20 protein-coding genes and 1 pseudogene are annotated in these 20261 nt (G+C 45.1%); 5 read left to right on the top strand and 16 right to left on the bottom strand.

Going from position 1 to position 20261, the window contains the following annotated elements:
• Positions 1 to 163: 163 nt before the first annotated feature.
• From PN466_RS10930 to PN466_RS10920, 3 genes are all read right to left on the bottom strand, one after another.
• Entirely contained in the window at positions 164 to 2305 is a 2142-nt protein-coding gene (locus tag PN466_RS10930) for an ABC transporter substrate-binding protein (protein ID WP_271939615.1), read from the bottom strand.
• A 35-nt stretch (positions 2306 to 2340) separates the two neighbouring features.
• Positions 2341 to 3168: an alkaline phosphatase family protein gene (locus PN466_RS10925; protein ID WP_390889990.1), complete on the bottom strand. Its 828-nt coding sequence runs from the start codon at positions 3166 to 3168 to the stop codon at positions 2341 to 2343.
• 152 nt (positions 3169 to 3320) lie between these two features.
• The gene (locus PN466_RS10920; RefSeq protein WP_271939609.1) at positions 3321 to 3779 is read right to left on the bottom strand and encodes an NUDIX domain-containing protein; all 459 of its coding nucleotides are present in this window, start codon (positions 3777 to 3779) and stop codon (positions 3321 to 3323) included.
• 108 nt (positions 3780 to 3887) lie between these two features.
• Between PN466_RS10920 and PN466_RS10915 the strand changes: the two genes are divergently transcribed.
• Positions 3888 to 4181 (top strand): hypothetical protein, encoded by a 294-nt coding sequence (locus tag PN466_RS10915; protein WP_271939608.1) that lies wholly within the window; start codon positions 3888 to 3890, stop codon positions 4179 to 4181.
• Positions 4182 to 4187: 6 nt separating this feature from the next.
• Here the strand turns inward: PN466_RS10915 and PN466_RS10910 are convergent.
• The 3 genes and pseudogenes from PN466_RS10910 to PN466_RS10900 all read right to left on the bottom strand — a co-directional run bounded on the left by PN466_RS10910 (position 4188) and on the right by PN466_RS10900 (position 6847).
• Positions 4188 to 5141, bottom strand: a pseudogene (locus tag PN466_RS10910) (IS630 family transposase).
• Positions 5142 to 5193: 52 nt separating this feature from the next.
• On the bottom strand, positions 5194 to 5409 hold the full coding sequence (locus tag PN466_RS10905) for a nucleotidyltransferase family protein (protein ID WP_271939606.1): 216 nt from the start codon (positions 5407 to 5409) through the stop codon (positions 5194 to 5196).
• Between the two features lie 28 nt (positions 5410 to 5437).
• Positions 5438 to 6847 (bottom strand): cytochrome c biogenesis protein ResB, encoded by a 1410-nt coding sequence (locus tag PN466_RS10900; protein ID WP_271939603.1) that lies wholly within the window; start codon positions 6845 to 6847, stop codon positions 5438 to 5440.
• A 153-nt stretch (positions 6848 to 7000) separates the two neighbouring features.
• Here PN466_RS10900 and PN466_RS10895 point away from each other — a divergent pair, with 153 nt between their 5' ends.
• A complete protein-coding gene (locus tag PN466_RS10895; protein WP_271939601.1) occupies positions 7001 to 7927 on the top strand; it encodes a pentapeptide repeat-containing protein in 927 nt (308 codons plus the stop codon).
• A 19-nt stretch (positions 7928 to 7946) separates the two neighbouring features.
• Here the strand turns inward: PN466_RS10895 and PN466_RS10890 are convergent, their stop codons facing one another.
• The 7 genes from PN466_RS10890 to PN466_RS10860 all read right to left on the bottom strand — a co-directional run bounded on the left by PN466_RS10890 (position 7947) and on the right by PN466_RS10860 (position 12959).
• Complete coding sequence (locus PN466_RS10890) at positions 7947 to 8432, bottom strand: thioredoxin domain-containing protein (RefSeq protein WP_271939599.1); 486 nt, start codon at positions 8430 to 8432, stop codon at positions 7947 to 7949.
• Complete coding sequence (locus PN466_RS10885; protein WP_271939596.1) at positions 8432 to 9034, bottom strand: hypothetical protein; 603 nt, start codon at positions 9032 to 9034, stop codon at positions 8432 to 8434. Before PN466_RS10885 ends, PN466_RS10890 begins: the two co-directional genes overlap by 1 nt.
• 83 nt (positions 9035 to 9117) lie before the next feature.
• Complete coding sequence (locus PN466_RS10880; RefSeq protein ID WP_271939593.1) at positions 9118 to 9774, bottom strand: c-type heme family protein; 657 nt, start codon at positions 9772 to 9774, stop codon at positions 9118 to 9120.
• A 30-nt stretch (positions 9775 to 9804) separates the two neighbouring features.
• Complete coding sequence (locus PN466_RS10875; protein ID WP_271939590.1) at positions 9805 to 10575, bottom strand: cytochrome c3 family protein; 771 nt, start codon at positions 10573 to 10575, stop codon at positions 9805 to 9807.
• Positions 10576 to 10595: 20 nt separating this feature from the next.
• Positions 10596 to 11243, bottom strand: a complete 648-nt coding sequence (locus PN466_RS10870; RefSeq protein WP_271939589.1) for a cytochrome c3 family protein — start codon at positions 11241 to 11243, stop codon at positions 10596 to 10598.
• A 3-nt stretch (positions 11244 to 11246) separates the two neighbouring features.
• The gene (locus tag PN466_RS10865) at positions 11247 to 11678 is read right to left on the bottom strand and encodes a globin family protein (protein ID WP_271939587.1); all 432 of its coding nucleotides are present in this window, start codon (positions 11676 to 11678) and stop codon (positions 11247 to 11249) included.
• Positions 11679 to 12164: 486 nt separating this feature from the next.
• Complete coding sequence (locus PN466_RS10860) at positions 12165 to 12959, bottom strand: MlaE family lipid ABC transporter permease subunit (RefSeq protein WP_271939585.1); 795 nt, start codon at positions 12957 to 12959, stop codon at positions 12165 to 12167.
• A 169-nt stretch (positions 12960 to 13128) separates the two neighbouring features.
• Here PN466_RS10860 and PN466_RS10855 point away from each other — a divergent pair, with 169 nt between their 5' ends.
• The gene (locus PN466_RS10855) at positions 13129 to 13419 is read left to right on the top strand and encodes a DUF5132 domain-containing protein (protein WP_278003058.1); all 291 of its coding nucleotides are present in this window, start codon (positions 13129 to 13131) and stop codon (positions 13417 to 13419) included.
• 130 nt (positions 13420 to 13549) lie between these two features.
• Here PN466_RS10855 and PN466_RS10850 read toward each other — a convergent pair whose 3' ends face one another.
• The 3 genes from PN466_RS10850 to PN466_RS10840 form a co-directional block, all read right to left on the bottom strand.
• The gene (locus PN466_RS10850) at positions 13550 to 13762 is read right to left on the bottom strand and encodes a hypothetical protein (protein WP_271939582.1); all 213 of its coding nucleotides are present in this window, start codon (positions 13760 to 13762) and stop codon (positions 13550 to 13552) included.
• Positions 13763 to 13942: 180 nt separating this feature from the next.
• On the bottom strand, positions 13943 to 16072 hold the full coding sequence (locus PN466_RS10845) for a heavy metal translocating P-type ATPase (protein ID WP_271939580.1): 2130 nt from the start codon (positions 16070 to 16072) through the stop codon (positions 13943 to 13945).
• 64 nt (positions 16073 to 16136) lie between these two features.
• Positions 16137 to 16748: an HMA2 domain-containing protein gene (locus PN466_RS10840; protein WP_271939579.1), complete on the bottom strand. Its 612-nt coding sequence runs from the start codon at positions 16746 to 16748 to the stop codon at positions 16137 to 16139.
• A gap of 315 nt (positions 16749 to 17063) precedes the next feature.
• Between PN466_RS10840 and PN466_RS10835 the strand changes: the two genes are divergently transcribed.
• Both PN466_RS10835 and feoB read left to right on the top strand, forming a co-directional pair.
• Positions 17064 to 17678, top strand: a complete 615-nt coding sequence (locus PN466_RS10835; RefSeq protein WP_271939578.1) for a FeoA family protein — start codon at positions 17064 to 17066, stop codon at positions 17676 to 17678.
• 118 nt (positions 17679 to 17796) lie between these two features.
• Positions 17797 to 20133 carry a Fe(2+) transporter permease subunit FeoB gene (gene feoB, locus PN466_RS10830; protein WP_271939577.1) on the top strand — a complete coding sequence of 779 codons (2337 nt, stop codon included), beginning with the start codon at positions 17797 to 17799 and terminating at the stop codon, positions 20131 to 20133.
• The last annotated feature ends 128 nt before the right edge of the window (positions 20134 to 20261 follow it).

The raw sequence follows: 20261 nt of genomic DNA, 5'->3' as shown, positions 1-20261 counted from the left end.
GCCACTAACCCATCAAGAATTTGATGGGTTAGTGGCTCCCTTGCGTGTAAAAACGCCTCTCTTGAGATAAGACATCAGGTATAGAGAACGGGTAGAATTTAGAAAGCGAGTTTCTGTCAGAAACCCACTTTTTAGCGTTTCTCCATTACCAGCGCGTAGCGCTCTACTTCAAGAACCATTGACTGGGACGATAGGGATAAGCCCAGTAATAGTCATAGGATTTGGCAGTAAATTCCTGGAAATTACCTAAATCATTGCGATGGTAAACAGGTTCGGCAGGATTCCCTACCGTGCCGATAAACAGCAGATCGGATTGCAGTAAATCGACGATTTGCTTACCGAGTTGATTGGATTCCGGTGTCCCCAACGTATACTTCTGATACTCCGTGGAAGCTTGATCCAACTCGGTCACCCATTCGGGAGGTTCCAAGCCTTCAGCGCCATCGGTTTCAATATATTTAGCCCAGAGATGACCGTTGGTAAGGCTAAAATAGTCACCAAAGGGAGGGAAGAAGGGTTCCCGCGAACCCGCTACAAACGCTGAGGTATAGGCTTTTGTCCAGGTCATGATATCCAAATCATTAGACGCTTGACTGGCGCGATATTCATCGGAGGTGACTTCCTTGAGCTGCATATTAATGCCCACATCATCAAGATATTGGACAAACAGTTCATGCAGTTTGACTGCACCACCTTGGGTAGCAAATTGTAAATTAATCACTAAGGGCTGACCGTTGGGGCGATCGCGTTTTCCATCCCCATTGGCATCGACTAACCCCATCTCATCAAGCAGTTCATTGGCTTTATCTGGGTCATATTCAATTAAATAGGTCTTTTGCTCCTCCGTGATAAAATCCACTGTATTCGGGTCAATGCCTGTATATTGGGCGGGAGTAGCTAACCCAAAATACACCAACTCGTTCATCTCCTCACGATTCATGGCATGACTGACAGCTTGACGGAAGCGAAGATCGTCAAAAATCTCTCGCAAGCCTTCATCCTTGTGGTTGACATTAAAGGAGTAGACCACCATAGATTCCCCTACAGTGGGAACGGGATTGACACTATAATTCCCTTTACTTTCATTTTGTTGCAATACGGGCAAATCTTCAGCAAATACAGCTTGAGATTTATACACCACTTCCCCATTGGAGAGTTTTAAGTTCTGGACTTCCTTCTCTGGCACATACACCTCATCAATCCTGCTGATATAGGGGAGTTGTTGTCCCGTAGTATCAACTTGATGGAAATAGGGATTCGCCACCAAACGCCGACCTTCTGCGGTATCGGCAATGACAATATGGGATTCTAAAGTCGGCATTACTGCTCGCTCTAAGCTATTGGCTTTAGCTGTATCTTTGAGCAGAGGAGAGGGGACATCTTTCCAGTCACTGCTGCCATAGTAGAAGTTAAACGCTTCATCCCAGCTTTCAAAGCCATCATCTTTGGCGTTCTTTTCAGCATTGGAGTCAATATCGGGGTGGTATTTGCCTAAGAAATGTTTGGGTAGAAACGGTTGAGCGTAGTCGGTGGCAAATAAGGAAGTTAAACCGGGTTTGGCTTGGGAGAGAGTAAAGGTAACTGTGGTGGGATTAACCGCTTCTACTGCCATGGGTTGGCCGTTGACGAGGAAGCGATCGGGGATACCATTCGAGTATAGGGTTTTATTCGCTAGGACGTTGTTATACCAAAAGACAATATCTTCAGCCGTGAAGGGTTCGCCATCTGACCACTTGTGTCCTTCTCGTAGATAAACCGTGAGAACGGTGTAATCATCGTTCCATTCAAAGTCGCGAGCGATATTGGGAACTAAGGTTTTTAGGTCGTCGGAATAGCGGAAGAGGTTCACATGGCGAGTAGAGAGCAGGTCTGAAGTTCCAGATTCTGTGGCTTTGGAGAGTCCAGCTAGGATGCCCCCATATTGACCAATTTCTTCATAGGGAACGACAACTAATGGCTCGTTCGGGATTCTTTCATCTATGGAGGGGAGGTCAGCGTTGCCTTGAATTTCCCCATTGAGATCCTCAATTTCTGGGTTAGCGACGAAAGCCATCTCACATCCCGTTTCGGCTTCATAGTTCTGTAAGTCGTATTGCTGGGGATATTTTCCTTCACCAATGCCTTGGGCATCAGCGAGGGTAATGGCAGGACAACTGCCTTCAGCTCTGGTGGCGGTAGTCCCAGCAGTCGTTGTGGTTTCCACGTTAGAAGCACAGGAAGCAAGTCCGGCGATCGCCAATACTAAAGCAGAATGAGTAACTTTTGTGACTCTAGAACTCAATTGTGGATTGAATCGATAATGCATGAGGTTCTCCTGAAAGTAGGAATAATCAAATGGGTTTAAGAAGCGGTGAGGGATAAAGCTTGTGCAGATTTGAGCATCGCTGGTGCGGGCGAGATGTCCAATAGAGTGCAGATTAAAGGGGCGATCGCCAATTGGGATATCGGCTCAGTTGCCTCCCCATTCGAGTCAGTCCCGATCGTAAATAGGGGAACCTCCCGCACATCCGGTAGAGTTCCTCCATGGTGACCGTCAGGATTCATACCATGATCGGCAGTAATGAGAAGGGTATAACCGGCTTCCCGCCAAAGGGGAATATAGTGGGACAGTAGACTATCGGCTAGGAAGGCATAACCGCGATACTCTTTACTATCCGAGCCATAGCCATGTCCCGCATGGTCAATTCCCATAGAATGGACAAGGAAAAAGTCAGGATTATAAGCTTGCCTGAGCATTTCGGCATCAGCAAACAGATGGGAATCAGGGTAAGAATCTTCCCAATAAAAGCGCCCATGTTGGATGGGGTTATGGATATTATGCTGGTCGCGATCGCGCTGGGGAACAAACGGAGCATGATTGTAGAGTTCGCTAAACCACGAATAGGCGGCTGCTGCGGTAGTTAAGCCAGCTTCCGTTGCCAAATGAAACACACTTTGCTGATGGGACAGACGCACCACATCATTGGCTCCAATACCATTGACGGAAACCGGTGTACCGGTCAATAGCACTTCATAGAGGGGCCGGGATAAACTCGGTAGTTCAGCTCGGACTTGATACAGACTGGCTTGGAGGGTTTCCACTAAATGGCCCAAGTAACCCATTGAGGAAACAGCCACATCAAAACGCAAGCCATCTAATAGCACGACAATGACTCGTTTACTCATAATTCACCCATCCTGAATGCTTAGATAGTCATACCAGAGAAAGACTAAGCCCAGGTTATGGGTTAGGAGATAATGGGTTATGAATCAATTAACTTGATTTCATGTTGAGGGATGGGGAAGATGGGGGATCGGGAGATCGCCTATTCCCCCTGTCTCTACTCACCAGCGCCCAGAACTTGTAGGGCTTGCCAGCAGCGAGTGGAGCAGGATTTTTGAGACACAGAAGCCATATCGACCCATTGAATGCCTTTGGGGCCAATTTCGGATTCATCGCTATGGAGATGGGTGGGTTTACTTGGAAGTGAGCATTGGTAGATAATGTTAATCGTATGGAGGACGCGATCGCCTCCTTCGGGAAAGAAACTTTCGGCTATTGTCAATAGATCATCGATTTCAAAGTTCTCTATTCCTGTCTCTTCTTTAACTTCTCGTCGTAGAGCTTCCCGAATAGGTTCGTGGGGTTCAATGCCTCCCCCTGGTAAGTCCCAACAGTCAGGTTCTGGGAACGTCATCTGATGAATCAGTAACACTTCGGTTTCGATGACAAATAAGGCGACAACCGCTACTCGTAAGCGAGTTTGAGGTTTAGTGGTTTCTATCTGCTGATTTTCCATGATATTAACTTTTCATGCACCTCTGATGTCAAGGGTATCATCATTGAGTCAATTAAAGATCAGTTCTATCAATCGTGTATTTCTAATTTCCGCCATGAATATTGTGCTTTGCCGGTTTTGCGATCGCTCTTTCCTCCCGCTATCACAGAACCTATCCATCTCCATGTTGAAGCAAAACGCTATCTTTGTGCAGTCGATCCCAAATATTTGAGTCAACTTTCCCGGGCTTCCCAACAGAGCTTAATCATCCAAGGAGGTGTGTTCTCTCCAGAAGACGCTCAAGCATTTGTCGCACAACCTTATGCTCTCGATAGTATTAAACTTCGTTGCTGGGATGAACAAGCCAAAGTTGAGGGTTTAGAGACTCCAGATCTTGACTATTTTGTTCGGAAGTATTTATAGCGTTTCTCAAATAGATGAGGTACAATAACAACAATGTGTAAACCAGTTATGAAAATCTTGCTTAGAAATTTGACTGAAGGCTTCTTCGATGGCACTATCTAATGCCTTGTGAGTTCTAGCTCCGACACTACGGAGAATTTGCTTCACCTTTGACCAGCAATTTTCAAGGGGAGAAAAATCGGGAGAATAGGGAGGTAAATAGATTAGCCTAGCTCCTGCTCCATCAATGGCATTTTCCACTTCTTCTCCCTTATGAATACTATAATTATCCATGAACACCGCTGCCCCTTTCCATAGTTTCGGCACTAATTTTCGGATAATAAATGCTTCAAGTGTTAAGCCATCTGTGCCCCCTAACAAATTGACGTGGGTAACCTTACCTTGTAGAGATATTGCCGCTATTATCGACACATTTCTACCTCGTTTACTCGGTTTAGCTCCCAGCGCCCTTTTTCCTTTTTGTGAACGAGCATATCGGCGCACTCATCCTAAATTCACCCCTGATTCATCTATGAAGCTCATGTCCTCAGCCTTTATCTGTCTGATTTCTTCCCTAAATTCACATCTGAGCTTTTGTACTCTCTCACTGTCTTTGTCTGACGGAAATAGTGTTTTTTTCCAGGTAAAATTCAGTCTTTTTGTCATTCTTCCCATGGTCGCTTGGCTCACCCTTACTCGAGTTTTCTTCTCCAGCAGAATACAGAGTTCATCGAGCGTTGCACCATTATTTGCTTCAATTAATTCACCAAGTATAATTAATTATTCTTCCTTGAGTTTCAGTTTTACTCCTCCTCTATGAGGTTGGGGAGCTACATTACCAGTCAATCGATATTGTTTAAGCAATTTCTGCACCAAACTCAAAGCCACACAAAATCTTGTAGCTAATTGCCTCTGTGAAATCGGTTGGTTATAGTAGGTGTCAATTATTTTCTGACGTAGATCAATTGAGTATGCTTTCATTTACCCATTTGTTACTCTCCCATTCTACTGTACCTCATTAATTCGAGAAAGGCTATAGATCTTGTTCTATGCCAATAAACTGTAAAAGGCTAACTTTCGCTTTTGGCGCAAAGGTAACCAGTATATCAACATCACTATTGGGTTGAAAATCATCTCGCAAAATCGAGCCAAACAAAGCGAATTCAATAATCTGGTTATTTTGGGAAAACTCTAGGAGTTGATTAGCAGTAATGCCCAGTCGTTGGTAGAGCAGATCGATATTCACCATACAACCCAAGAGTAACAGTAAAAGTTGCTTAATTTTCTCCTAAATTAATGACGGGTGATGGATAATGGGTGAGGCTTTTGTGAATGGCCTTACCATAGAACATTGTACCAATACCGACAACGACAAGGGCTGAACCTGTCCAAGTGAGTAGGGTTATCCACAGAGGTTCGCGTTTCACTTGTAGGGTAGATTGGCGTAAATCTCCAGGGTTCCAGGAGGCTTGAGCGATTTTCCATCCCTGATACCAGGTGGGGTGGTTCATCCAGACGGTGCGATCGCTGCTAATATGCTGATGAGGGTCTTGAATTTGGATTTTGCTTGTCCACATGGCGACGCTATCAGAACCTTCATTGCGCTCTACAATAAAGTCTTGCAACGCCACTTGAAAGGGAAGGGAAAAAAGTTTAGGCGTAAATGCTGCTAAAATTTCCCCATCGGGTACAGGAATAGTGGTAGGTTCTCCCCAAGGTAGCCAGGTTTGGGTTCCTGTTTCTGTTTTGACTAGGATAGCGGGAGTGCCTTGCACGGTGCGATCGCCAACCGGTACAATTTGACGGTCAATCTGAGCATGGGTTAGCTGCTCTTCTAGGGTAATCTCAAAGTCTGCCCAACCGAGTGCAATCGGTTCATTCAGTTTTAGAATACCGGATTGGAAGCCTTGAGAGGAATGGGTAGCATAATAAAGTTTACCGGATGAAGTGGCGATCGCCTGAAAATAATTCCCCTCTGAAGTATCAGCCAGTGTCGCAACCTTCTCTTGCGCTGCTTCCTCACTCTCCACAACCGTCAGCACCAACTCAGCCGGCCCCAAACTTACCCTACGATAAGGTAGGGGTGCAAACCCTAACCATTGTTCCACCTCTTGTGACATTCGCGCACTGGTTAACCGCACCTTCAAAGCCACGTTATCCGTGGCTCCTCCTTCCTTAAAGTGAACGGTTTTCACCGTATTTTCCGCATAACCTAACAAAGAAAGTCCGAGAACTGAAGAAGGAGAAATAGAGCCATCAGGACGGATAAAAATATCCCGTTGTTCAGTTTCGCCTTCAGGAGTCATCACTTCTAATAAATCTCCCTCAACCCGAATCTGATTATTGCCCGCTAGATCTTCTCTTAACGGTAGCATTCCCTCCAAACTCAAGTGAATAACTCCCGCCGAGCCTACAATAATCAAAACCAGTCCAATATGAGTTAAAGCAAATCCCGCTTTACGAAAGCCTCGCCAAGGATAGCGCGTGAGTGCCGAAATGAATAAATTGACTGCCAGCAGGAACATCAAGATCCCAAACCAAGGACTTTTATAAATCAGATGTTGTACGACAGTCGAGCCCACTTGAGACTCATAAATTGTCGCTCCGATTAAAATAGCAACAATACTAGCCAGAAGGGGAACAGCAAACTGGATCGAGCCAAAGAACCGGATCAAAGGCGTATTCATCTTAACAGTTTCAAGAATGATCAAAGGGTTTTCTTATTGTCTACCTTACTGGTTTGAGAAGATCCGGTTGTATTCAGGATGACAGAAGTAGCAAAAACGGGCAATTAAGCGATAAGCTAGAAGTTAAGTTTTGTCATCTATTACCTTAATTTTATGAGTTTATTCACAGCCGAAGAAGTTATCAACCAACTCCAGGACGGAGAATCTTTTGTTAGGGCTGAATTAAGCCGGATTAATCTCGAGGGTTGTATCCTTGATGATGGTGATTTTAGTCAAGCCTATCTACGGGGGGCAAATTTATCTAGAGCCTTTTGTCAAGGGACAAACTTTTCTGAAGCCAACTTGATGTTAGCCAATTTGACCGAAACTAATTTAGTGTGTGCTAAATTATTCCGTGCTGAACTCAATGGAGCTTGTTTAAACAGTGCCAATTGCCGATCGATTGATGCTCGTTATACGAAACTTTATGGTGCAACTTTAGATCACTTGAATGGTGTTGATGCTGATTTTTATAAGTCAGATCTGAGAAAAATTAAAGCTCAGAAAGCTAATTTAAATTCTGCCAATTTAACCCAAGTTAATCTGACTTCTTCTCAGTTGACACAGTGTAATCTTACTGAATCAGTTTTGCACTCGGCTATTTTAGAAAATGCAGATTTAAGTGACAGTTTCTTGATAGATGCTAATTTAGAAAAAGCCAATTTACATCGATCCATTTTTCTAAGGAGCAAGGTACATAACTCTAGTCTTGTATCTACAAATTTGTGTGAAGTTGATTTTCGATCTCTTGAGATGAAAGATACAGAGATCTTAGGAGCTAAATGTATCAATGCATCCTTTACCAATAGTGTTTTAGAACACTGTTCATTCTTGTCTACCGATCTAGAATCCGCTTTATTCGATGAAGTCAAGTTGGTTGAAACCAGTTTCCAGGATGCCAATTTAGAACGGACGATTTGGAAAGATGTTCAATTCATTAACTGCGAATTCATGGGAGCAACATTTACGGATGCCCAAGGATTGACTGACGATCAAAAAGATTGGTTAAGACACACAGGAGCCTTAAATGTTCCCCATTAATCCCATGGATTAGTCAAGTTTATCTCAGCTCCTGATTGGGTGATGTATCATCAAAATTTAGTAATAAACGAACTTGTTCAACCAGTAGAGATGAAGGAATTTTTTCAATTAGAATTTCCTGAACAACTTGTTGAGTATTGAAGAAAATAAACTGAGGGACACCTTGCACGTTATATTCTTCAATAAGATGGGTATATTCTGGGCGATCGATATTAATCATCACCCAGTTTATTTTATGTTCATACTCTTTTTCAATCTGCCAAACTGTAGGAGCCATAGCTTGACAGGTAGTACACCAATCGGCATAAAATTCAATCACTGTCGGTAAAGAATTATTGAGCGCAATACGATAGGGAACAGCAATTTGGACACTGGCTTTAAGTTGCTGCAAGCCGGTTAAACTAGAGGGCAGTAACGCAGGAGATTTGGGTAGCAGAAAGAAGTAAGCAAATACGGCCATCAATACTAATCCCAAAATAACTTGTTTGATCGTCTCAATCGGCATTATTGATAATAGTAGGCAATGATGATATGAAAGACTAGCATAACTAAAAACATGCTGACTAAAATGATATGACTGGTTAGCCAAATTCCTCGTAAATTGCGAATCAAAACTCCTTTAGAAATGCCGGTATTGCCAGGAGTAGAAGATAAACTAAATCGGAAATAACGCTGGGAAGATTCTATGATTCCAGTTTCAGCAACTACCCCGACTAAAGCGGATAAGGTGACCAAGAAAAAGACCCATAGGAAAATGGCATTAAAATTCAAACCTCGCACCCCGATAGTATGGATAAATGTACTACCCACTAAGGCAATGCCTAGAAAAACATGTAGGCTTCTCCAGAGCTGAATACTGCCCGGAACCTTGATTTTTACTTTCCAGCTTCTTCCTCGTTTACGGAGGGTTAGCGCCATTTCTAGTAGCACAAAAGATAGGGATAAATATCCCGTAATTTGCTTATAGAGTTCGCTCTGAAAGGCTAAATAGAGATCAAAGTCATTTAAGCGGAGGACGGGGATATAGTTAGGACTGAAAACAAAAGGGGTGAGCAGAATAGCACAAATTACGGTTAAGAGGATGAGGGTGGAAAACTTGGGTTTCATTGTGGATAAGCTACATTGAAATTAAGGGAGAGAATACAAACGTTGCATTCCTCCCTAAATCAAACCTAAAAAAAAGAAATGGATTAAGTTCCTTCAAGGGGTAAGTTAATTACGACACCGCCCATGACATCTCCCAGTTCAAAGATTTTATCGGGATAACGTTCTTTATGGATGGGATGATCGTTGTGACAGGTGACGCAGGCTTCGGCGATCGCCACATCGGGATAAATAGCAGAGTAATATTGTTGACCAGAAATTTCTCGATAATCTTTATAGGGTTCACCCGTATCAATAACGGTTTGCATCCCCACTTCTTCAAACTCACCTCTAGGAGCTTGAGCATCATTAATATTCCAAGGAGAAATCAAACCATACGTGAATGTACCTTGTTCAGAAGCCAGTTCTGCACCTAAACGGAACATTTGTGCGGGTAAAGGAATACCATCGGCTTCTTGCCAAGCTTCCGTTGCTTCTGCGGGAACGACTCCATTGGATTTCTCTTGTCCTTCGAGTGTTTTCAGCCGGTTAACCACATGCTTGGTGTAGGCAGTACGGTCAGATTCCGCCACAGCATGGATATAATCAACGACAAGAGCAGGATCAATACCACTGGTTTGAGTCGAACTATTGCTGTTTCCTCCAGCACAAGAAACAGCAGTCAGACAAATAGCTGTCGCTAAAACGAATAAGCTAATGGTTTTCAGTTTAAGTGAACGTATCCAAGTTCTGAGGATAAGCATAGTCGGTTTTCCATTAGGTGAACAAATCTGTTATTCAGAGTCTGAAGCGGTTCGCTTTTCTTCTAGCGCTCTAACCAATTTCAGCGTGTCTAAATCTTGCTGAGGGGGATGGTGAAAATTGCCCTCAATCAACTGATCATCAAAGATGCTGTTGTAGGAATATTCCAAGCCGTGACAATTCATACAAACATCCTTCACCATGCGATCGCGCGGAAGCAGAGTGTAAGTGTTATTGTGATTCACAAACACCGAATTGGTATTTTCATTGACTGTGCGAGGTAAATGGCAGGTTGCACAGGTCACCAGATCCGGACTCGGGCGAGGCAGTCTAACCGATGCGGCAAACAGAGAACCATGTTTCGAGTCCCCATAATTGAGAGAATGGGTATCATCATGGCATTGCAGACAGGAGTCTACAGAAGCCTTAAACGTGTCAGGTTGATGGACATCATGGCAGGTATTGCACCCCATGAACTGTTCCTGAGCAGAGGCTTTCATCGGTAAGTGCGCCATCTTTGGCGTTAAAGGAGACAGTCCTTCAGCCGTGCGAATACCATGTTTACCGAGCAGAAATGTATCCACCTGTTGCTGATGGCAACTTTGGCAACTTTCTTGGTTAGGACGCACCACCAAGGTTTTCGTTTGGCTCTCTTGATGACAAGTGGAACAGTTGACATCCGCCAGAGCATGAACACTGTTTTCCCATTGCTGAGTAATTTCTGTTACTCGCTCGGCGGAGATTGGGGAGGCGATCGCCCCATTACAACCCCACAATATCACCACAGACCATAGCCATACCATCAGAAAAATGCTGTTTCTTCTCATCCTCTCCCCTCCAGAAACTCCTCACCCAAATCAGGTTTAGGGGGTTTACTTTCGGTTAAAGTGACTTCTAAATTCGGCATTTCTGGCTTCGGTAATAGGATGGGTTGATTCAAGTTTTCCCGCAAAAAACCCGTTGAAATCGAGCGATGATCGTGAAAATTATGACATCCTGCTGTCCAACAGCCATCTGGTTCAAACCCTTTATGGCTGGGAATATCTCCAGTAATGACTCCTTCATGACAAGCCATACATAAATCTGGTTTCAGGTGAACCCCGCGACCAAACATATGGACATGCTCCGCATGACAAGCAGTGCAAGTTAACACATCTAAATTACTGAGGTATTCTGCCCAACGGGGATCGCGAAACTTTTTCGGGCCGTGAATATCACTGACTAACTCTGCTTCATGACAACGCATACAGGTTTCATTACTGACCGGTTTAAATCCTTCATGACAGGAACTACAAGAAGCCTCAATTAAGGTGTGCCCGTCTGATGTCACTCCCGGAAGAAAGATTTGACGTTGATCTAAGGCAAACGCAGCAATTCCCCAAATCAGTAACAAAACGACCACTGCAATAATAGCTGTCTTGACTTGAAGAATATTTTTCAGAAGAGGAAACCGCTGCAAATTGCTGGTCATGACTTAAGAAAGTTGGGTTTCCGCTTTATCGTAATCTGCACCGGAAAGCATCAGATCGGTAATCGCTTGATAGGCATCAATCCAAGCTTGTTTGACTTCAGGAGTCCAATCATCCCCTAAGTATTGTTCAAAAGTTTTCAAGAGTGCCCCACCAACTAGGGGATAATGGGCAGGAAGGGCTCCATATTTAACGTGGCGTGCCCCTAAGCCTTTAAGTGCATTACTTAACTCTTCTGGCTTTTTCAAATTTTCTACTGTAAAGACCAAAGATTGCAAAAGCATTTGCTTTTGTTTCTTCATATCCGTATGCTCAAACAACGGTTTAGCGTCCGGATTATCCGTAAACAAATATGTATAGAAACTCTCAACAAATTCATTCGCTTCTGGCTTCACTTTTTCAAAGCTCTCTTCCAGAAGTTCGACTTTTAGTGACATTTTTGGTGTTCTCCTTATGCAGTCTGGGTGATATAGCGCTTCGCGCTGGCAATAGGCAACAGGCAATAGCTGATGTTGCTTGGAGTCTAGGGCTTCAAGCTGTACTCCATAGAAGAGAGGATTGCTATAGCCAATTAAGAAATACTTAGGACTTATAGAAAACTGTCCCATTAGCTGATAACAATTGACTCTAAGTCAATTGCTTGTTCTCACTAACTTATTCCTTGCTATAGACAATTTCAATTCTTTTTTGTCCAAGATATAACTTGTATATATCCAGATTATCTAGGATATTCTGTAAGATAAACTACGGAAAAAAATACTTATTGAAATAAAAACATAGACTATATGCAAAAAATGCATTTTTGAGGATTTGTAAATAGCATCTCCCTCGAATTTGCCCCTATCTTTTATCAAGTTCTCAAGATGGCTTAAAGCCAATCCGATAACATGATTTATGGACTAAATCGTTGCTCTAGAGAAGGGTTATACCCCTTGAATTGAGGATGTACCCATACCTTGGAACATAATCCAAGAGAGGACAAAATCAGTCATGAAGATCGAGAGCAGAGAAATAACTACAGCGGTAGTCGTGGATTTACCCACCCCTTTTGCACCTCCAGTGGTGGTGAGTCCCCAACTACAGCCAATGACAGAAATTAAGGCTCCAAAAATAAAGGCTTTAATCACAGAGCTAAAGACATCCCAAGGAGTCATGAAGCTTTGTACGGAGGAGAGGAAGACAGAGTAGGGGATGCGGTATTGAGCTTGGGCAATAAATAAACCGGAGGCAATCCCCATGACAAGGGACAGGAGGCTCAGAAGGGGAACCATTAAGCAACAGGCGATTAATCGAGGAATGACGAGGTAATCGATGGGATCGGTTTTGAGCATGTAGAGGGCATCGATTTGTTCGGTCACTTGCATGGTTCCAATTTCGGCAGCAAAGGCGGAACTGACGCGCCCAGCAACAACGACGGCAGTCAGGACGGGGGAGAGTTCTCTGGCTAGGGCGATCGCCAAAACGCCCCCAACCGCAGTAGTGGCTCCAAAGTTGATGAATTCACGGGCAACTTGAATGGTGAACACGAAGCCGACGCTAACCGCCGTCATCACAGAGATCGCCACCGATGCTGGCCCCACGTTAATCATCTGCTCCATCGTATTTCGGCGATGAATTTTTCCGGCTAGGATATGGGCGATCGCCTGTCCCCCCAACAGGATAGCCGTTAGGGGTCGATACAAAGGATTGCCACTGTGCAAGAGTTTAGGTTGACTCAAGGCTACTTCAAGGTTGGCACAACATCAATTACAGGATATCCCAGATCATCAGAAACGTTAAGTAACGTCTTACTCCTCTGATTGGTCTGGTTTTTCTTTCTCAATTAGGGTATAATAGATGAGAATGTGAGCTACATTTTATTTCAACTTAGCAACAGGATCTTCAATTATGGTAATGATGCATCAAGAAGGCATGGGACTAAGATCGCGAGTCGCCGAACTCACCCGTAACCCCAACACCAAGGCGATCGTCGTCGGAGTCGCTACCGTTGCCCTTGCACCTGTCATTTTGCCGTTGGTCAAACCGGTTTTGAAAACCACCATTAAAACGGGAGTTACTTGGTATGAAAAGACCAAATCCACCCTAGCGGAAACGGCCGAAAGCCTCGCGGATATTGCGGCTGAAGCCAAAGCGGAAGTTCATGCCCAGACTGAGAACAAATCCCTCCCAAATTCCTAACCTAACGGTTCAGTTACAGCCCTCTTGGATCGTTTTGATGGTGCTGTAAACTCGGAGAAACTCACCAAAACAAGGGGCTAGGGGCCCCTTGTCTTTTAACTTGAGAGTTGTAGACAGTCACCGTTAACTGTCAAGCATCGACTCTATTTTTCTGTGCCTGAGCCACCCACTCAGATAAAGACATTTCTGTTTTTCCTGTTCTTCCCTCTTTATTCAACCGTTGATTCACCGGTTGAGGATCGGGTAACAGAGTAGGGGCTAAAACTAAAACGCCTAATCCAACCCAGAATAGGGGATGATTACCGTGTCCATCTTCGAGAATTTCCTTGAGATGAAAAGTCACGATGGACTTTTCCAGATGAATCAGAGACATAGGGGTTAGAAGACCATGTAGAAAGGTTGATTTCTGCCCATAGCCTAGCAGAATTTTTGCAACTAATGAGAACTATTGTTAACAATCTTAAAGTAGAGAGCGACAGCGACATGGAGATACAGCGATGGCGTATCCCCTATTCCCTATTCCCTAACTTTTAACTGTCATCTGATGCTCGACAAGGGGACGCAGACTATTGACTCCAGCAGCGATCGCCGATCCATTGTGAATAGCAGTTGCCAGTAAAGGATGCAGTCCCACACTCGACGCTAACCCCAACGCCGCTAAATTAGGTGCAACCACCAACGCAATATTTTGATCGATCAGATTGCGGGTTTGACGAGCAATAGAAATCGCCTCGAGTAAATCGAGTAAATTATTATTCATCAACACCACATCCGCCGTTTCCCGAGCAATCTCTGAACCCTGTTCAAAAGACACTGCTACATCCGCATAAGCGAGGGCAACCGAATCATTTAAACCATCTCCTACAAAAGCAACAGTTCGCCCAGAACGGTGTAAATCGCGCAAAATCCGAGCCTTATCATCGGGGAACGCTTCGGCATACACTTGGGTGGTGGGAATACGGAGTTCCTGAGCCACTTGAGCCGCTCGTTGGGGGCGATCGCCCGTTAACAAATGAACATCAATGCCATAACTCTTTTGTAGAGTGTGAATTAGGCGATCGCTCTCTGGACGCAAGGGATCGCGATAGTGGATAATACCTTGAAACTGCTGGTTACAAGCCACATAAATCTCAGAGGGGGCATCGGTCTCTACCTGTTCCCCATCTACACTTTCCCACTCAATCCCAGCCTGGTGTAAAAAGCGCTGACTGCCGACCAAAACCTCCTGACCTTCAATTTGAGCGCGAATCCCTAAACCCAGTTCGTAGAACCATTCTCCCCGTGAAGGAATCGTTACCCCCTTCTGATGGGCATAGTCAACAATGGCTTCAGCCACGGGATGATTCAGCCGTTGTTCAGCGGCAGCGGCTAGTTGAAGCACTCGCTCTTCAGACGATCCATTGAAAGGAGTAATTCCCGATACTGTGACAATCCCTTGGGTAAGAGTTCCCGTTTTATCAAACACTACCGTATCTACTTCCGCCAATTGTTCTAAAGTCCGACCGCTGCGAACCAAAATGCCATGGCGAGTGGTATGGTTCAAGGCTCCTAAAAAGGCAGTGGGAATCGAGACACGAATGCCGGTTACAAAGTCTAGAGTGAGGATAGCGGCTGCCCTAGAAGAATCGCCTGTGGTGAGCCAAACGAGAGCAGCGAGAAATAGAGAGGGTAAAATCAGGCGATCGGCGATTTTTTCGGCATAGTTAGCCATGCGAGTATCATGGACAGGAGCTTTTTGCAATAGGGCGAGACTCAAAGCAGCGCGGGTTTGGTTGCCTACGCGATCGGCACGCAGATACAGTTGACCCGATCGCAGCAATGTTGAAGCTAATACCGATTCTCCTTCCTGTCTCACTACCGGCATAGCTTCCCCAGTAAGCTGCTGTTGGTCGATCACTCCTTCCCCCCGCAATACCGTGCCATCGACAGGAATTTGCTCCCCAGGATAAACAATAACCGTCTGGCCGACTTCCACGCGATCGCTAGGAATTTGCTGTGGAGGTTGATCTTCTTCCCGTTTCACCCAAGCAAACCGCCCGATCGCCTCTTGTAAATCAGCCGTCCGCACTTCCGTTGCTCTGGCCGTTTGTTCGCGGATGATATCCCCCAATTCATGGAGCAAGATCACCATCATCGGAGTCACCTGTTTTCCTTGCCACGCATTTAAACTGAGAGCCAGAAAATCCAAACAATCAATATTTAAACGCTGTTCATTGACCATACTCTGCCATGCTCGTTTGGCGACTGGAAAAGCAATCAATAGAAAGGCGATCGTTGTAACTGGACGCAAGCCAACCCATCGAGGGAGAGTCCGACTCAGCAGAGCCAGAGAAGTCGCCACCAACGGAAGGCGTAAACTTGACCACCCTTCTGAACTGTCTTGACTCGGCAGAGCAGGATGTGTCTCTGGAGCAAGATTCTGGCTAATTTTTTCGATCCGATCCTCTACAGTTTGTCTGATCTGCCCTTCCTGCAAAACTTCAGGAGCATAACCAACCACTAGAGACGCTGATAACTGATTAATGCGAACATGCCTTACCCCCGGCCAAGTAGACAGGGTTGCTTGCAGTTGAGAAGCATAAGTAGAATTTTCTTTCAGTTCGGGAACTCGCAAGCGAATTCGCCCAGGAATTGAATGAACGGTCTTTAGCATGGAGTATGGGATGGGGGAATGGGGGAATGGGGGCATTTATTGCCTGTTGCCTGTTACCTATTGCCTATTGCCTATCGCCTTCAGATTCTGAATCTTGATCGCTTTGACCATCCAGGTTTGTAGAATTGGCTTGATCGAGAATATTGAGTAAATACATGCCTAATTCTAGTTCTGACATGCCCTCTCCATCGTATTGAATAATGAGGGAAGCGGCTGCTGGGTTAATCCGCACATGCTTGACTTTCGACTCGGCACTCAGAAGTTTTTCTAGGCGTTTGGCATAAAGCATGTCATTCATTAAACGAGGGATGCGTAAACGAATTCGCCCAGGGACAGAATGGACAATTTTATAATCTTCTTCCTCTTGATTCGATTGTTCTTCACTAGCAGATAAAGCTTGTTGACCGTTTTCTGAGCCAGGCTTGGCTTGTTTCTTGATTTGTTGGATGGCTTGACGGACTAGGGCGGCGATCGTCAGATTGACCAATAAGGCTTGTGCCCCTCGCAACTGCAAGCGACTAGTAACTAATAATCCAGTGACGACCGGTAAAATTGCAGCGATTTCACCGGTATTTTCTAGCCATTGTCCTAATTGAGAAGTAAACTCAGAAGGGGGTTGGGTATTCTGGGCCACTGTTGCAGGGGAGACTTCCGAAGGAGATGCAGCGTCGGTCATGATTTTTAACTATTTTGGGGTTTATTGTCGCGAGAATTTAAATGAGCCATCTTTGATAATACTTCACAGTGAAGAAATAAATAGCTCTCTAAATTAAAAATTAATATTTATCTGGATTTTGCGAAATATTACAGAAGTGAAGATTAAAAATAGATTAAGAACTTTTTTGAACTAAAGGTTAAATCTTTTTTAATCCTTCCGCTATTTATTAGGGATTAGAGTAGACTGTCGATGGCATTTAAATGAAAATAATTAGCAATTCCAATGAATCGCCCTCAAGTTGTTGGTTGGATGAAAAGACGTAGAGGAAAAAAAATGAACCATCACCCTTCAGGGTCAGGACAGCATGATGACGACAGCTCCTACGACTACATAGGAGACAGTTCGAGCCTAGATAGTCAAGAGGAAGCCGCATCAGAACGCCTAGACGTTAATGCCTTTTTGCTCAGTGAAGCACAACCTGGACAGCAGGTATGGGTTAAGGGGTTTCAAGGCAAAGGGGGTATATCTCGCCTTTTAGCCATGGGAATTACCCCAGGATCTCAGTTGCAAATTCTCAGTCACCAAGGGAGTGGCTCGGTGGTAGTAGCGATCGCCGATAACCGCTTAGGCTTAGGTGCCGGTCTAGCCTCACGAGTCTTAGTCACAGACACAAATCTATCCTTACATCCACACTCAGATATGGAAAACTCAACCTCCACACTCCATTTAGGAGACCTAGCTGTAGGCACAAAAGGGCGCATTCTCGGCTATGAAAAGACCCATCGCGCCTACAAAAGCAAACTCCTCTCCATGGGCCTCACTCCAAGTACAGAATTTACCGTGATTCGCGTAGCCCCCCTAGGCGATCCAGTTGAAATTCAAGTACGAGGCTTTCATTTAACTGTACGCAAACAAGAAGCCGAAGCCTTACAAGTAGAACGTTTATAGCGCTTTTTACTTCGAGCTTCGCGCTGGTAATAGGTAATGGGTCATAGGTCATGGCAATAGATGCCCCCTATCCCCCTATCTCCCTCTTCCCCCATTCCCCCACATTAAAACCCTAGCCATGCTCAAACCCATTGTTGCCTTAATTGGTAATCCCAACTGCGGAAAAACCACTCTATTTAACGCCCTCACCGGAGCTAACCAACGGACAGGAAACTGGCCGGGGGTTACAGTCGATCGCAAAGAAGGGCAGTTTAAGATTAATCAAGCGACCATTACCCTGGTAGACTTGCCAGGGGTCTATTCCCTGGATGCCGAAGAAAGTGCCACCGGAATGGATGAATTAGTGGCGCGAGATTATCTCCTTTCTGGAGAAGCACAATTGGTAATTAATATCATTGATGCCTCCAATCTAGAGCGTAATCTTTATCTGACGACTCAGTTGATGGAAATGCGCCTGCCGATGGTTGTCGCTCTGAATATGATCGATATTGCCCAGAAGCGAGGTATCGATATTAATGCAGAGCGTTTAGCCGATCGCTTAGGTGTTCCTGTTCTGCCCCTGATTGCCAGCGATCGCGAAGGAATTGGCTCTTTAGTCGATCTCGTCGGTCACATCCTAGAGAACTTAACCCATCCTGCCAGTTACGTTGCTTATCCAGCAGTCATCGAAGATGCCTTAGCTGAAATCGTCCCTTACCTAACTCAAAACACGACCAATCGGATCGTCGAACCTCGCTGGACTGCTCTAAACTTGCTGCAATACGATGAACGGGGAGTTGGTGAACTCGTTACTCCAGCGCTTACGGAAATGATCGCTAAACATCGGCGTAGCATTCATCAAGTCTTAGGAGAAGATCTCGATATCCTGATTGCCGATAGTCGCTACGGCTTTATTCAAACCGTGACCCAAGAAGCCAGTCAACGCACGGGAGAAGTGAGTCAGTCCATGAGCGATAAGCTCGATGCGATTGTCCTCAACCGTTGGCTGGGGATTCCCATTTTCTTAGGCATCATGTATCTGATGTTCCTATTTACGATCAATGTTGGCAGTGCCTTTATTGACTTTTTTGATATCGTTGCTGGGACAATCTTTGTAGACGGATTGGGGCAACTGCTCGAAAGCCTCCGCTTCCCCGGATGGGCGATCGCCCTGTTAGCTGACGGTGCGGGTGGTGGTGTGCAAACCGTCGCCACATTTATTCCCGTTATTGGCTTCATGTTCCTCTTCTTATCGATACTCGAAGATTCTGGCTACATGGCACGAGCCGCCTTTGTTATGGATCGGATGATGCGGTTTGTGGGCTTACCTGGAAAATCCTTTGTGCCCATGTTAGTCGGCTTTGGCTGCAATGTACCCGCAATTATGGCCGCCCGCACCTTAGAAAATTCCCGCGATCGCCTCATGACTATTCTCATGAATCCCTTCATGTCCTGTGGTGCAAGGCTTCCGGTTTACGCCCTCTTTGCGGCTGCCTTCTTTCCCCTGGGCGGTCAAAATATTGTCTTTGGCCTTTATATCCTCGGTATTGCCTTTGCCATCTTCACCGGACTGGTGATGAAAAACACCATCCTCAAAGGCGAAATTTCTCCCTTTGTCATGGAGCTTCCTCCCTACCATATTCCTCGATTCAAAGGGGTCATGATTCGCACTTGGGATCGGCTACGGGCATTTCTCTTGAAAGCCGGAAAAGTCATTATTATCATGGTCACCATCCTCGGATTACTCAACTCCTTAGGAACAGATGGTTCATTTGGTAATCAAGATAGCGACCAATCCATCCTAAGCGCTGCCAGTCAATCTGTAACTCCCATTTTTGCTCCCATGGGCGTTACCCAGGAAAATTGGCCCGCTACCGTGGGAATCTTTACCGGTGTCTTTGCTAAAGAAGCCATGGTAGGCACACTCGATTCCATTTACGGACAATTGGCACTTACTGATAATCCCGAATTAGAAGAGGAAGAAGGAGGCTTTAGTTTCTGGGGCGGTATCCAAGAAGCGTTCGCCACCATTCCCGCTAACTTAGCTGACGTTCCCGGTACCTTACTCGACCCCATTGGTCTTAACATTGGCGATACCTCAGATGTAGAAATTGCCTCGGAAGAACAGGAAGTTACTTTAGGGACATTTGGAGCCATGGTACGCCGGTTTGATGGCAAAGCTGGAGCCTTTGCGTATCTCTTATTTGTGTTGCTCTATTTCCCCTGTGTCGCTGCCACCGCAGCCGTTTACCGGGAAACCAACTGGCAATGGACAATTTTTGTTGCTTCATGGACAACAGGTTTAGCCTACATCGTCGCCACCAGTTTCTATCAAATCACTCAATTGAGTGTTCAACCCACCTTCGCTAGTGTATGGCTTTTAAGTATGGTAGTGATTAGCGTTGGTGTCTTCTTCGGTCTCAAAATGTTGAATCCCCAGTTGAAAACCCACCGCCAATCTGAAAGCCCCATTTAGTGCGGACAAGGGGATCGGGAGATACGGGGAACGGGGCAGTAGAGATGCCCCATTCCCCGTTCTCTATTGCCAAAAGTATTAGATCTCTTGCATAAATGAATAGTAATACAGTCTTATGCCTGTTGCCT

The organism is Roseofilum reptotaenium CS-1145 (assembly GCF_028330985.1).
In the GTDB taxonomy this organism is placed as follows: domain Bacteria; phylum Cyanobacteriota; class Cyanobacteriia; order Cyanobacteriales; family Desertifilaceae; genus Roseofilum; species Roseofilum reptotaenium.
Note: the sequence above shows the minus strand (reverse complement) of the source record. Positions and strands in the feature narration are given on the sequence as shown.